17 protein-coding genes are annotated in these 14,022 nt (G+C 35.1%); 9 read left to right on the top strand and 8 right to left on the bottom strand.

The features are described 5' to 3' along the window. Nucleotides 1–20: 20 nt before the first annotated feature. From ruvX to rsmE, 5 genes are all read right to left on the bottom strand, one after another. Complete coding sequence (gene ruvX / locus B6C84_RS02625; protein ID WP_034902234.1) at nucleotides 21–440, bottom strand: Holliday junction resolvase RuvX; 420 nt, start codon at nucleotides 438–440, stop codon at nucleotides 21–23. A gap of 3 nt (nucleotides 441–443) precedes the next feature. After that, the gene (locus B6C84_RS02620; protein ID WP_034902232.1) at nucleotides 444–1,001 is read right to left on the bottom strand and encodes a YqgE/AlgH family protein; all 558 of its coding nucleotides are present in this window, start codon (nucleotides 999–1,001) and stop codon (nucleotides 444–446) included. A gap of 21 nt (nucleotides 1,002–1,022) precedes the next feature. Then, nucleotides 1,023–1,478 (bottom strand): GNAT family N-acetyltransferase, encoded by a 456-nt coding sequence (locus tag B6C84_RS02615; protein WP_086354265.1) that lies wholly within the window; start codon nucleotides 1,476–1,478, stop codon nucleotides 1,023–1,025. 2 nt (nucleotides 1,479–1,480) lie between these two features. Continuing rightward, nucleotides 1,481–2,437, bottom strand: a complete 957-nt coding sequence (gene gshB, locus B6C84_RS02610) for a glutathione synthase (protein ID WP_086354264.1) — start codon at nucleotides 2,435–2,437, stop codon at nucleotides 1,481–1,483. A 195-nt stretch (nucleotides 2,438–2,632) separates the two neighbouring features. After that, on the bottom strand, nucleotides 2,633–3,358 hold the full coding sequence (rsmE, locus tag B6C84_RS02605; protein ID WP_065614209.1) for a 16S rRNA (uracil(1498)-N(3))-methyltransferase: 726 nt from the start codon (nucleotides 3,356–3,358) through the stop codon (nucleotides 2,633–2,635). A gap of 98 nt (nucleotides 3,359–3,456) precedes the next feature. Here rsmE and folB point away from each other — a divergent pair, with 98 nt between their 5' ends. From folB to B6C84_RS02585, 4 genes are read left to right on the top strand one after another with little or no spacing between them, the layout of a single operon-like run. Next, entirely contained in the window at nucleotides 3,457–3,825 is a 369-nt protein-coding gene (gene folB / locus B6C84_RS02600) for a dihydroneopterin aldolase (RefSeq protein WP_034902224.1), read from the top strand. A 20-nt stretch (nucleotides 3,826–3,845) separates the two neighbouring features. Beyond that, a complete protein-coding gene (locus tag B6C84_RS02595) occupies nucleotides 3,846–4,844 on the top strand; it encodes an MBL fold metallo-hydrolase (protein ID WP_086354263.1) in 999 nt (332 codons plus the stop codon). A gap of 49 nt (nucleotides 4,845–4,893) precedes the next feature. Then, entirely contained in the window at nucleotides 4,894–5,100 is a 207-nt protein-coding gene (locus B6C84_RS02590; RefSeq protein WP_034902220.1) for a hypothetical protein, read from the top strand. 5 nt (nucleotides 5,101–5,105) lie between these two features. Beyond that, nucleotides 5,106–5,534, top strand: coding sequence for an EamA family transporter (locus B6C84_RS02585; protein ID WP_065614206.1), 429 nt, complete (start codon nucleotides 5,106–5,108; stop codon nucleotides 5,532–5,534). Here the strand turns inward: B6C84_RS02585 and moeA are convergent. From moeA to rsmI, 3 genes are all read right to left on the bottom strand, one after another. Beyond that, the gene (gene moeA / locus B6C84_RS02580) at nucleotides 5,526–6,749 is read right to left on the bottom strand and encodes a molybdopterin molybdotransferase MoeA (RefSeq protein WP_086354262.1); all 1,224 of its coding nucleotides are present in this window, start codon (nucleotides 6,747–6,749) and stop codon (nucleotides 5,526–5,528) included. The two genes, B6C84_RS02585 and moeA, sit on opposite strands and share 9 nt — an antisense overlap. Nucleotides 6,750–6,871: 122 nt before the next feature. Next, nucleotides 6,872–7,963, bottom strand: coding sequence for a redox-regulated ATPase YchF (gene ychF / locus B6C84_RS02575; RefSeq protein ID WP_034902214.1), 1,092 nt, complete (start codon nucleotides 7,961–7,963; stop codon nucleotides 6,872–6,874). A gap of 180 nt (nucleotides 7,964–8,143) precedes the next feature. Next, nucleotides 8,144–9,007 carry a 16S rRNA (cytidine(1402)-2'-O)-methyltransferase gene (gene rsmI / locus B6C84_RS02570; protein ID WP_086354261.1) on the bottom strand — a complete coding sequence of 288 codons (864 nt, stop codon included), beginning with the start codon at nucleotides 9,005–9,007 and terminating at the stop codon, nucleotides 8,144–8,146. 337 nt (nucleotides 9,008–9,344) lie between these two features. Between rsmI and nlpD the strand changes: the two genes are divergently transcribed. The 5 genes from nlpD (at nucleotide 9,345) to B6C84_RS02545 (ending at nucleotide 14,020) form a co-directional block, all read left to right on the top strand. Continuing rightward, nucleotides 9,345–10,406: a murein hydrolase activator NlpD gene (nlpD, locus tag B6C84_RS02565; protein ID WP_217332110.1), complete on the top strand. Its 1,062-nt coding sequence runs from the start codon at nucleotides 9,345–9,347 to the stop codon at nucleotides 10,404–10,406. 129 nt (nucleotides 10,407–10,535) lie between these two features. Further along, complete coding sequence (gene gpmA / locus B6C84_RS02560) at nucleotides 10,536–11,288, top strand: 2,3-diphosphoglycerate-dependent phosphoglycerate mutase (protein ID WP_034902210.1); 753 nt, start codon at nucleotides 10,536–10,538, stop codon at nucleotides 11,286–11,288. A gap of 88 nt (nucleotides 11,289–11,376) precedes the next feature. Then, nucleotides 11,377–11,955 carry a thymidine kinase gene (locus B6C84_RS02555; RefSeq protein ID WP_034902208.1) on the top strand — a complete coding sequence of 193 codons (579 nt, stop codon included), beginning with the start codon at nucleotides 11,377–11,379 and terminating at the stop codon, nucleotides 11,953–11,955. 95 nt (nucleotides 11,956–12,050) lie between these two features. Then, nucleotides 12,051–13,259 carry an aldose 1-epimerase family protein gene (locus tag B6C84_RS02550; protein ID WP_065651002.1) on the top strand — a complete coding sequence of 403 codons (1,209 nt, stop codon included), beginning with the start codon at nucleotides 12,051–12,053 and terminating at the stop codon, nucleotides 13,257–13,259. 167 nt (nucleotides 13,260–13,426) lie between these two features. Then, nucleotides 13,427–14,020, top strand: coding sequence for a UbiX family flavin prenyltransferase (locus B6C84_RS02545; RefSeq protein ID WP_034902204.1), 594 nt, complete (start codon nucleotides 13,427–13,429; stop codon nucleotides 14,018–14,020). Nucleotides 14,021–14,022: the final 2 nt, after the last annotated feature.

Genomic DNA, 14,022 nt, shown 5'->3' with positions numbered 1-14,022 from the left:
TTGTTAAAATAATCTTTTGATTATCTAGATTCACAATTTTCGAACCAACTTTCTAAAATAATAATTGCCGAAGTTGCATCGACATGACCTTTTTCAAGGGCTCGGTAACCACGTGAAGCAAAAATATGTGATTTTGCCTCAACGGTTGATAAACGTTCATCTTGTAAATGAACTTGATAGCCAAACATGCCATGCAAACGGTTAGCAAATTTGCGTGCTCTTGCGGTTAATGGTTGTTCTGTACCATCCATATTTAGTGGTAATCCTACCACTAAATAATCAGGTTGCCATTCATTGAGTACTTTCTCTATTGACTGCCAATTAGGAATGCCATCTCGAGCTTTGAATGAACAAAGTGAATTTGCGGTCTTAGTTATATCTTGACCGATAGCTGCGCCGATGCTCGCTGTACCAAAATCAAATGCAATGATGGTAGCCATAACTTAAGCGGTGCCCATTTGATGTGAAATTGTTTTAATATTAATGCCCAATGATTCAGCCGCTTTCTGCCAACGATCTTCAATAGCTACCTCGAAGATAATTGCAGGATCAACATCGGTAACTAACCAATCATTTTTTGCTACTTCACTTTCAAGTTGTAATGATTGCCAACTTGAATAACCTAATGCTAAGAAAAGATCTCTTGGTTGTTCTGGTGTACCAATAGACTTTAATGCATCGAGAGATGTGGTAACCATGATATCATCAGAGATTTGTATACTTGAAGCAAACCCTTGATGAGGTGTATGGAGAATAAATCCTTGCTCTTCAGCAAGCGGGCCGCCACAAAACACAAGGTGTTCAAGTTCAGCACAGCTTTTTGATGCGGTTATCTCTAAACGGGATAATACTGTTTCTATGTTAAGATCTACAATGGGTTTATTAATAATAATCCCCATTGCGCCATCACGATTATGTTCACAAATATATACTACTGAACGACTAAAAATTGAGTCATTAACAGTTGGCATGGCTATAATAAAATGATTTTTTAGATTCATATGCTCACATTGTCGTTAAATTTATAATGCACATTTACCAATTTTGACTTTATGTTCAACATTACAGCGCATTAATATTTCAGGATGATTGGTTTCTTCATTAATTGATTCACCAACAATTGCAAAATTTTGTGATAAATAAAAGTTAATTGCATCACTATTTTGTTTGTAAACATGTACCATTAATTCGTTATGACGTTGTTTGGCTTTTTCAACTAATGCTGATCCGGTACCTTGATGACGAAAATTCTTTTCAACATATAAACCTGAGATATAGTTTTCAGTTAGGCCAATAAAACCAACAACAACGCCGTTGATATCTTGAACATATATTGTTGACATTGGGATCAACATCTTCACTAATTCAAAGTTTTGTTTAAAAAACTCAGGATCGATAAAATTATGTGCTTGTTCATTACCTTGCAGCCAAATTGTCATTATGGCATCTAAATCTTTTGCTTGATATTCTCTAATCATTTTTAACTCTTTATATTTAATCTTGATTCAATCGCATCCATTAATAAACCTGTGATTGATAAATCTGGGTTAGCTGCTTCAATTTCTCGAACGCAAGTCGGGCTGGTAACGTTAATTTCGGTTAGTTTGTCACCAATAATATCAAGTCCTACAAATAGTAGTCCTTTTTGTTGCAAAACAGGGCCGATACTGTTAGCGATTTGCCAATCACTATCACTTAATGGCCTAACTTCACCATGTCCACCAGCAGCTAAATTTCCTCGAGTTTCCCCTTGTTGTGGAATTCGTGCTAAGCAGTAAGGCACGGGTACACCGTCGACAACTAAAACCCGTTTATCGCCATCTTTGATTGCGGGAATAAATGTTTGCGCCATGCAATAACGGGTATTATGTTCAGTAAGTGTCTCAATAATCACCGAAACATTAGGATCATCTTGTTTCACGCGAAAAATTGACGAACCACCCATGCCATCTAGTGGTTTTAAAATGATGTCATGATATTGTTGATGAAAAGCTTTGATTTGTGTTGTCTGACGAGTAACTAAGGTTTCAGGTGTAAAGTCAGCAAACCAAGCAGTAAATAATTTTTCGTTACAGTCGCGTAGACTTTGAGGTTTATTTACTACCAATACGCCTTTCTCTTCCGCACGCTCTAATATATAGGTTGCATAGATAAATTCAGTATCAAAAGGTGGATCTTTGCGCATTAATATTACATCAAGTTCACTTAATGCTATAGTCTGTTCGTCTCCAAAATCAAACCAATGCTCACTATTGTTATGAACTGTTACTGTACGAGTCGTGGCACTAGCTTCTCCATTGCGTAAAAACAGATCATTCATCTCCATATAATAAAGTTGATAGCCGCGTTTTTGTGCTTCAAGTAGCATCGCAAAACTGGTATCTTTTTTTAATTTGATATGGCTAATGGGGTCCATAACAATACCAAGTTTGATCATGGTAACTCCTTACTGATTATATTTGATTTTACTGAATTCGGTGTTGATGATTTGCTGCTGCTCTACCTATTTAATAATTTAGATAAAACCAAGGTAGAAAGAGGTATTAGCAATAATAATCGAATTTTCAACTATCATACCCGTTACCGATTAATAAGCAAAGCAATCATTTATTAACTTATTTATTTCTTGTGACTAACCTAAATCACCAAAACGAACTTGAAGCGCTGTTATTGCAGTTAACGCCGCTGTTTCAGTACGTAATACTCTCGGCCCGAGCAAAATATCAGTAAACTGATATTGATGAGTCATGCTAATTTCTTCATTAGATAGACCACCTTCCGGCCCAATTAATAAACTAATATTGTTATTATCACACGGTAATTGGTTTATTCCTTGTTCGGCTTTAGGGTGTAAGTTAAGTTTTAAACTATCGGTTAAATTTGCACACCAAGTTTCTAATTTCATTACTGGATTGATGCTTGGGATGATATTTCGTCCACATTGTTCACAAGCCGAAATAACAATTTTTTGCCATTGTTGAACTTTCTTTTCAAGCCTTTCTTGATCGAGTTTGACGCCACAACGTTCTGAAAGTAGGGGGGTAATGGTATTAACACCTAATTCGACCGATTTTTGAATAGTAAATTCCATTTTATCGCCACGAGAAATCACTTGCCCTAAATGAATGTTTAATGGTGATTCTCGATTATCTAATACACTGTTTGCTGTTTTTACAATAACCGTTTTTTTATTAACTTCATGTATAACGGCAGGCGTAATTTGGTTGGAACCATCAAAAAGCGTAATTGATTCCCCGGTTTTCATTCTTAATACTCGAATAAGGTGATTGAAAGCATTATCATCTAAAGTGATCAAACTATTTTGATTAATTGTGTAAGGCTGAAAAATTCGCGTCATATAAACTATTATTTACTATTATTTGCAATAAATTATAGCGTAATTTATTAAGATTCGGTAATCTCTATTTTAAACAATATCTATATCTGGAATAGAATATGACCTTATCAATTAAAGATAGAGTATTCATTGAATCACTAACGGTTTATACCACAATCGGTGTTTATGATTGGGAAAAAACGATTAAACAAAAGTTAGTTCTTGATCTCGAAATGGCATGGGATAATCAACCTGCTGGACAAAGTGATGATGTGAAATTTTGTTTAGACTATTTTGTTGTGTCGCAATCAATAACGTCATTTATTGAACAAAATAAATTTGAATTGATTGAAACCGTAGCAGAACGTGTTGCAATGTTAGTCATTGAGAAATTCTCGGTACAATGGTTAAAAATAAAAGTGTCAAAACCTGATGCTATTGCTAATGCTGGTAACGTTGCGGTATTAATAGAACGCAGAGCCAAATAACTACAATTAGATATCCCTTAATGAGTAAAGCGAACAAAATAATATGTGATCAGTCACATCATAAAAAGAAAGGTTTTGATAATACTGAACCTTTTTCAATTAAATTAACTGATGCTTTGCGTTGGCGACTGCAACGTAAAGTGTTACCGCCGAAAGGCGGATATCAAGCATTCATCCAAAATTGGCTTAGCTCAATTGATATTAGCTTAAGCGGTGATAGAGTTTGGTGGATCGGACATTCTACTACCCTGATAAAGCTTGATGAACAATGGATATTAACCGATCCAGTGTTTTCTAACCGGGTTTCGCCGGTGCAATTTATTGGGCCAAAACGACGAACAAAACCAGCAATTACCATTGATAAATTACCTCCAATTAATGTAGTGGTAATCTCTCATAGCCATTATGATCATCTTGATTTTAATAGTATTCGCCAACTTATCATGCGGTATCCGCAACTTACTATTCTGGTTCCCTTAGGACTTAAAAGTAAATTATTAAAATGGGGGGCCAAGCAAGTTATTGAGTTAGATTGGTGGCAGTCAACTAATGTTAATGGAATTACCTTTACCTCTACACCGGCAAAGCATTGGAGTAATCGGGGAGCGTTTGATGTGAATAAAGCATTATGGTGTGGATGGGTTATGCAGACAGATATTGATAAACCATTATCAACTAAAACGGTCTACTTTATGGGGGATACCGGTTATTGCGCAAGTTTAAAGAAAATTGCTGATAAATTTAAGCAGATAGATCTTGCTTTGATACCAATTGGTGCTTATGCACCACGTTGGTTTATGCAATCGCAGCATATAGATCCACAACAAGCTGTAAAACTTTATGATGAATTAAATTGTCAGTCAGCCATTGCGATCCATTGGGGAGCTTTTGAATTGGCAGATGAACCATTAGATGAGCCACCAACATTATTAAACTCATTAAAGGGAGATAGATCTTTTCATATATTAAAAATAGGTGATAGCTTAGCTATCAATCAGCTTAATAATGAACTAAAATAATTAACAATAATAATTTAAACCACATTTTGATATTTGCGAGGGAAATATGATGAAATCAGTAATTATTGCATTAACTTGTCTAACGTTTAGTTTAGCTTTAACTGCTTGTGGCGGTAAAAATGATGAAGGTAAACAATATCATTGGTCAAAAGCTCATGGCGTTCTTGAAGATTGCCGTGGAGTAATGAATAAATCAGAGCAATGTCAAAAAAATTCTAATAATCAACAATATTTATTTCAAATTGATAGGTATTAACTTATATGAGTGCTTGGCTTATTTATGCATTATTATCGGCGATTACTGCAGCTTGTGTGGCAATCCTCGGTAAAATTGGTTTACAACATCTTGATGCTAATACTGCGACAGCAATTAGAGCTATAGTTATGGCTATTTTTCTAGTTGGTGTAGTTGTTGTTCAAGGAAAACTGAATTTAATTAATACTTTTTTTAATGATAAAAAAGCATTACTTATTATTGCATTGAGTGGCGTAGCTGGCGCATTATCGTGGCTATTTTACTTTATGGCAATAAAAGAAGGTAAAGTATCACAAGTCGCCCCAATTGATAAACTTAGTGTCGTTTTTGCGGTAATTTTTGCAACTATTATATTTGGCGAAAAAATTTCATTTCTTTCGGCTATAGGCGTTGCCATGATAGCTGCTGGGGCGGTATTGGTTGCACTATTTTAATAGTGTATTAAACGGTTCAACAGTTACCCATTCACCTTTAGTTACATTGCCTCTATCTTTTTCAAGCAAGATAAAGCAGTTAGCATGATTAAACGATTGTGTGAGATGGGAGCCTTGTTGCCCAGTTGAAACAACCTCCAACTCACCATTAGTTGAAATTTGCAATACACCACGTTGAAAATCTAATCTACCGATACTTTTTTTCAGATTTGCTGCTGTTTTTACTTTAAATGATAACTCAGCTTCGGTTAAATTTTGTCCAGAAAGGGCTAAAATTAATGGTTGAACTAATTGATAAAAAGTGACAAGAGATGAAACTGGATTACCCGGTAATCCGCAAAATAACGCATTACCTATATTGCCAAAGGCAAACGGTTTTCCAGGTTTTATGGCAATTTTCCAGAAGTTAACTTTACCCAGTTCTTCTAGTGCCATTTTAGTATAATCAGCATCCCCGACTGAAACACCACCACTACTAATCACTAAATCAGCCTGTTTAGATGCGATTTCGAGTGTTTGCTTAATTTTGCTCGGATCATCGACAATTATCCCTAAATCAATTATTTCACAGTTTAATTTGCTCAATAATAATTTGAGGGTGAATCGGTTACTATCATAAATAGCACTATTATTTGCTAATCGGCTACCAATTTCAGTTAATTCATTACCGGTGGAAAATATTGCAACTTTTAACTTTTGATAGACAGTTAACTCTGCAATCCCAAGTGTTGCTAAACTTGATAAAGTCGGAATAGTTAACCGAGTGCCTTTTTCGACAATAACTGCACCTTGTCTAGCATCTTCACCTATATAACGAATATTACTAGCTGGTTTTATTTGCTGTAAAAATTTAATTCCTGATTCAGTTTGTTCTGTCTCTTCTTGCATCACAACAGCACTAGCTTCGTTAGGAACCGGTGCACCAGTCATAATTCGTAAGCAACTACCTTTAGGCCAATTTAGTGATGAAATATCGTCACCTGCATAAATTACTCCTGCTAACGGTAATAACTTCGATTGATTGATATCAGATAATCTTAGCGCATAACCATCCATCGCCGAATTATTAAAGCTAGGTACATTAATTGGAGAAATAACCGGTTCAGCAGTGATTCGATCTAAGGCATCAAATAATGCTACTTTTTCTCCAGTCGGTTTATGATTATTTGTTGCTTCAAGTATATTTTTTTGGGCTTGTTCAAAGGTTAATAACATAAATGAAGCTCCTTGTAATCGATTTTCCGTGGTGTTAGACAAGTAGTTAATTGAGAGCAGATAATCTATTGAGTTATATAAATATATGATAATGATGCCGCAATATACGGCATCAACAAAGATTAAACATTAAATAAGAAATTCATAATATCGCCATCTTGCACGATATAATCTTTCCCTTCAGAGCGCATTTTACCTGCTTCTTTAGCACCTTGTTCACCACCATATTTAATGAAGTCATCAAAAGCAATGGTTTGTGCTCGAATAAAGCCTTTTTCAAAATCGGTATGAATTTTACCGGCAGCTTGCGGCGCAGTATCTCCAACAGAAATTGTCCATGCCCGAACTTCTTTAACACCAGCAGTAAAATAAGTTTGCAGATTAAGTAAACTATAACCGGCACGAATTACTCTATTTAGGCCAGGTTCAGTTAAACCAAGGTCTTGCATAAATTCATCGCGATCAGCGTCATCGAGTTCCGCAAGTTCAGCTTCAATTGCGGCACAGACAGGTACAACGACAGCTTTTTCTTGCTCAGCAATGGCTTTGACTTTTTCTAAATATGGATTGTTTTCAAAACCATCTTCATTAACATTAGCAATATACATTGTTGGTTTTAGGGTTAAAAAGCTTAGATATTTAATTGCATCTAACTCTTCTTTACTAAAATCGAGTAGTAATAGTTTTTTACCTTGTTCAAGATGAGGTAAACACTTATCTAAGATTTCCAGTTCGTACTTGGCGTCTTTATCGCCACCTTTAGCACGTTTTTGTAAACGGGTAATGGCTCTTTCACAAGCCTCAAGATCAGCTAACGCAAGTTCAGTATTAATGATTTCAATATCTTCCGCCGGATCGATTTTACCTGCAACGTGCACAATATTTTCATTTTCAAAACAACGAACAACGTGACCAATCGCTTCTGTTTCACGAATATTGGCTAAAAATTGATTACCTAGTCCTTCACCTTTAGATGCACCTTTAACTAGCCCCGCAATATCAACAAATTCCATTGTGGTTGGTAAGGTGCGTTGTGGTTTAACTATTTCCGCCAATTGATCTAAACGCGGATCAGGCATTGGCACTACACCTGTGTTTGGTTCAATCGTACAAAACGGAAAGTTAGCAGCCTCTATTCCAGCTTTGGTTAGTGCATTAAAAAGCGTTGATTTGCCTACATTTGGTAGTCCGACAATACCACATTTAAATCCCATACTGTTTATTACCTTGTGTTATAAAAATCTTAAAAATAGGGGGCAATTATATACTAAATTAGGCTAATTATGCTAATGTTGATACTGTTCTAAAATATTCAACAAAACTAGCGTGTTAAGTTTTGGAACTGAAAATTTGCTATTCTTATCTTTATAATTAACTATTAATTAACTGTTTGTCTAATTTTCCAATGATAAGCCGATTTGATACAATTGGTTTTTCTTCAGTCCATACATCTCTGCAGTAATTGCTGCTGCTTTTTTTAATGGTAACTCTTTAACTAATAATTTTAAGGTAGTCATGACTTTGACATCAATAGCATTATCAGTTTTGCTATGTCCTTCAACGATTAGAACAAATTCGCCTTTTTGACGAGTACTATCTTCTTGTAACCAGCGAATTAACTCATTTACCGGATAGCTGACAATGGTTTCCCATGTTTTAGTGAGTTCTTTGGCCAGAACAATATGTTTATCGCTACCCCAAACCGTCTGCATATCTTTTAAGGTATCTAAAAGTCGATGGGTAGATTCATAAAAAATCATTGTTCGACTCTCTTCGCATAAAGTAGACAAATAATCTTGGCGTGCTTTGGTTTTTGCCGGTAAAAAGCCCTCATAACAGAATTTGTCTGAAGGTAATCCAGCTACTGATAATGCGGCTATAGCCGCACATGCACCAGGGATGGGAACGACATTAATATTATTTTCTCGACAGGCTTTGACTAAGTGATAACCAGGATCATTTATCAGCGGTGTTCCTGCATCTGATATTAATGCAATTGATAACCCGGATTTTAATTTTTCGATCAAAACGTGTGCTTTTTCTTGTTCATTGTGATCGTGTAAAGCAAAAAGTTTAGCTTTAATACCTAAATGTTGTAATAGTAGTCCACTGTGTCTAGTATCTTCAGCCGCAATAAGATCAACACTTTTGAGTGTATTAATGGCTCTTAGGGTAATATCATCTAAATTGCCAATGGGTGTTGCAACAATATATAAAGTCATTCTATTTTGATCACTGTAAATTTTGTAGTAAGGCATTAAATATACTATACCAAACCTTGTTTTATTGTATATACTCATTATCATGAAATTAGTATTAATCATTATCGGCCAAAAATATGGCTGAAATGCTTTTTTGTGCTAATGATATTTATTCGGTCGTATAATCGGTTAGTTAGAATACGATAGTTATTTGGAAATACTGCGAATAATTAGCCATCAAATGAGATGAATTTATAGCTTTTACTCAAGAATTGTACATTTTTGCCAGTGATTTTATTGATTTACTTTACAAGTAATTAATATAATAGCTTTTTGTTGTAAAAACGATAAAATGTGCATAACAAAATAATATAAATTAATGAAAGGTGTTATTGTGAAAAAAATTCTCACATTAAGTTGTTTAAGTTTGATGATCTCCGCATGTACACAAACTAATCCAGCTGAAATTGAAGATATTTCTAACTCTTCCAGTCGTTCTAGCTCGTCGGTATATTCAAAACCACCGACAAATATTTCTACTGGTTCACGTTCTTCGTCACAAATTTATTCATCATCAACACCAGCATCTCACTCGACAGTAACATCCAATAGCAATAGAGATAGTCAAAGTGTGGTTACCTCTAATGAGCGCATTGTTTATAATCGTAACTACAATGATATTCCTAAAGGTGGTTATCAAGGCGATACCTATACTGTTAAACGAGGTGATACACTTTTTTATATTGCGTGGGTAACGGGTAATGATTATCGTGCCTTGGCTGCTAAAAATAACATTAAAGAACCATTCGCGGTAAATGTTGGTCAAGTGTTAGATGTCAGTGGTGGTACAACGGTGGTTGAAACTAAAAAAACCACTTCTACAGCGCAAGTTGTTGCAGCTGGTAATTATGGTTCAGCGACTAATACCACTACCAAAACTAAACCAGTTGTAACCACAGTTACAACAACTACAACCACAACCTCGGGTAAAGATAAACCAACCAATACGATTCAAACTACCGAAACGGTAACTGAACCTGTTGATACCACAGCCACAGAGCCAACCAAGTTACCAACCACATCTAACGTAGCTAATATTGTATGGCAATGGCCTGCACAAGGTAAAATCATTGAAAAATTTTCTAATGCTAGCAAAGGGATTGATATTTCAGGTACTTTAGGTACCAAAGTCGTTGCCGCTGCTAACGGTCGAGTGGTTTATTCAGGGAATGCCTTACCGGGCTATGGTAATTTAATTATTATAAAACATAACGATGACTATTTAACCGCGTATGCACATAACCAAACTATTTTAGTTAAAGAACAACAAAATGTTCGTGCTGGTGAACAAATTGCAACGATGGGAGCAACAGGAACTTCATCAGTAAGATTACATTTTGAAATTCGTTATAAAGCACAATCAGTCGATCCATTAAAATACTTATCAACAAATTAATCAGTATTTTAAAGTGATATAGAGGCTTATAACCAATTAATAAGTAATAACACACTAATTAATCATGTGTTTTAGTGCAAACCAAATTGATTTAACCATTTTATTTTACGTAACTAAGGAGTTATATTCATGGCAGTAAAAAAATTAGTTCTTATTCGTCACGGAGAAAGCGTGTGGAATCAAGAAAACCGTTTTTGTGGTTGGACTGATGTTGATTTATCTGACAAAGGTAATAAAGAAGCTGCAGAAGCAGGTCAATTGCTAAAACAAGAAGGTTTCGAATTTGATTATGCATATACTTCTGTTTTAAAACGTGCAATTCACACATTATGGCACGTTTTAGATGCAGTTGATCAAGCATGGTTACCGGTTGAAAAAAGCTGGAAATTAAATGAACGTCATTATGGTGCGCTACAAGGTCTAAATAAAGCTGAAACTGCTGCTAAATATGGTGATGAGCAAGTTAAATTATGGCGTCGTGGTTTTGCAATTACTCCTCCAGCACTTGAAAAATCAGATGAGCGTTTCCCTGGTCATGATTCACGTTATAGCAAATTACCTGAATCAGAATTACCTTTAACTGAAAGCTTAGCTTTAACGATTAAACGTGTACTTCCTTATTGGGAATCAACTATTGCTCCACGTGTTGCTAAAGGTGAACGTGTAATTATCGCAGCTCACGGTAACTCACTTCGTGCGCTAGTTAAACATTTAGATAACATCAGTGATGATGATATTATCGATCTAAACATCCCAACTGGTGTACCATTAGTTTATGAATTCGATGACAACATGAAAGTTGTTAAACACTATTACTTAGGTAATGCTGATGAAATCGCCGCTAAACAAGCAGCGGTAGCTAACCAAGGTAAAGCAAAATAGTATTAATCAATCAAAAAGGTAAGTAGAATAACTTACCTTTTATTTCCTAATATAGGAAATAAATATTTAACTTTTTGAGACGCTGATTTTGTCAAAAATTTATTATATTTATGGCGTAATGAACGCTGGAAAATCTACCGAATTACTGCAAATCGACCATAATTACTTAAGTAATAATATGCAAACACTATTGCTTAAATCTTCGGTCGATACTCGAGATTCTGCTGTTGAGATCGTATCTCGACTTGGCTTACGTAAAAAAGCATTACAACTTGACGATAACACAGTGGATGGCATAATTGAGCATATCAAACAAAATAATTACGCATGTATTTTAATTGATGAAAGTCAGTTTTTATCATCTAATACCATCTGGAAATTATCTGATGTTTGTGATGAATATGGTGTTCCTATGATGTTTTTTGGATTAAAAACAGACTATATGGGGCATTTATTTGAAGGTTCGAAAACCTTATTAGAAATTGCTGACAATTATAGGGAACTTAAAACTGTTTGTTGGTGTGGCAAAAAAGCTACCATGATCCTTTTAGAAGGTGAAAATGGGCAAATAGTCAAATTTGGAAATTCTATACATCTTGGTGACAGTGAGTATCATTCTGTTTGTCGAAAACACTGGAAAGCAGGACAAGTAAGACCAAATCATTAAATTTACTTGTGCATTTTTATAGATATTATACTATCGGAAAATAATACTCATATTATGATGTGCAAAAATATAAATTATTATAAGGAATTAATCTCATGAAAATTAAACATACATCATTAGCTATTTTACTCGGCTTAGTTTCATATTCCGCCAGTGCAAAAGATTTTTTAGTCACTGATGATGAAAAAAGCCTTCAAAAAGGCAATTGGTATATTACAAACAAAGATGTTAGTCCTGATGCACCTCCTTTTACTGTTCAAAATCTAATTCTCAAAGGTGGTAAACAAGAAGGTTCTGAACTATTAACTGTTAAAAGTGAAGGCTTAACGATTAGCTTAAGTCCAACACGTGGTTTAGGTATCGTAAAAGTTGAAGGAGATGGGATTCGTTTAGGTTGGGATTCACCAGTTAAAGAGGTTGTTAATCCTAAATATATGAATTTAGAAAGCCGTGGTGGTCTTGGTTGGCTAGATGGCTTTAACGAAATGATGGTTCGCTGTGGCTTTGAATGGACCGGTCACGCTGTACAAGCTGATGGTATGATGTATACACTTCATGGTCGTGCACAAAATACTCCTGTATCGAAATTATATGTTGAAGTTGAAGATCAAGCTCCTTATACGATTACTATCAAAGGGCTAATTAAAGAAAATACTTTCAAAAAGAGCAATTTTGAAACTTGGGTTGCTATCCAACATGTTCCTGGTAGCAAAGAATTTACCGTACATGACATCCTAACTAATTTGAGCGATTATGATCGTGATTATCAAATTATTTATCACAGTAATTTTGGTACGCCAATTTTAGAAGAAGGAGCTAAATTTGTTGCTCCAGTTAAAGAAATCTCACCTTTCAATGAATACGCTGCAACTGGTCTTAAAAATTGGCAAACTTATCTAGGACCAACTAAAGACTTTGATGAAATGGTGTATAACATTTTCCCTTATTCAGATGCAAATAATCAAACTCAAGTTATGTTGACCAACAATGCAAGTGATAAAGGGGTTGGGATTGCTTTTAATACTCAACAATTACCTGTGCTAACACTATGGAAAAATACTGATACAGTTAAACAAGGTTATGTGACTGGTATTGAACCAGGAACAAGTTTTGCTTATCCAGTTACAATTGAACGTGAACAAAAACGCGTACGTAAATTAGAAGCCGGAAAAAGCACAGAATTTGTTTTAACTTATAGCCTATTGTCAAACAAAGAAGACGTAGCAAACTATGATGCTAAAATAAAAGCCATCCAAGGAAGTCAAAAAACCAAAGTTGTTGAAGAACCTATGGCAAAAGAGTAAGTCATTCATAAATACCGCTAACATTTTGGTTAGCGGTATTCACTTCTCTCTATCTGAAAAGATATTTTAACCATCCCATCGATTTATAATATTGTTATCTAGACTATGTTATTTTAAGCTACACTAATCAACAAGCGTTTAGATTCAATTAAATAACAGGAATAAATATGGCTGCGAAAAGGATAGTAATTGGCATAAGTGGTGCTACAGGCTTTGCTTATGGAATTAAAGCTTTAGAACTATTAAAACCAATGGATATTCAAACTCATTTAGTGGTATCAAAAGCGGCAAAAATCACCGGTCATTATGAACATTCGCAATCACAATTAACTCAATTGCAATCGTTAGCAGATGTTGTATATGCGATCGATAATATTGGCGCTGCAATTGCGAGTGGCTCATTTAAAACCATGGGAATGTTAGTTGCACCATGTTCAATGCGAACACTTTCAGCTATAGCAAATAGTTTATCAGATAATTTACTTACTCGAGCGGCAGATGTGGTATTGAAAGAGCGGCGTCGATTAGTTTTAATGACGCGAGAAGCGCCATTACATTTAGGTCATATTAAAAATATGGAAGCGGTGACTTTAATGGGAGGAATTATTTTTCCGCCAGTTCCTGCGTTATATCAACACATTGAAAGTGTGGATGATATTATTACCCATAGTGTTGCTAGAGCGCTTGATCTGTTTGATATTAATGTACCTTGTTTACCTCGCTGGGGTGAAGATATGCATCTTAATCAAAAACCTGAATAAAC

The sequence above is a fragment of the Gilliamella apis genome (assembly GCF_002142155.1).
GTDB lineage: Bacteria > Pseudomonadota > Gammaproteobacteria > Enterobacterales > Orbaceae > Gilliamella > Gilliamella apis.
The sequence above is the reverse complement of the archived record's forward strand: the minus strand, read 5'-3'. Positions and strand labels throughout refer to the sequence as shown.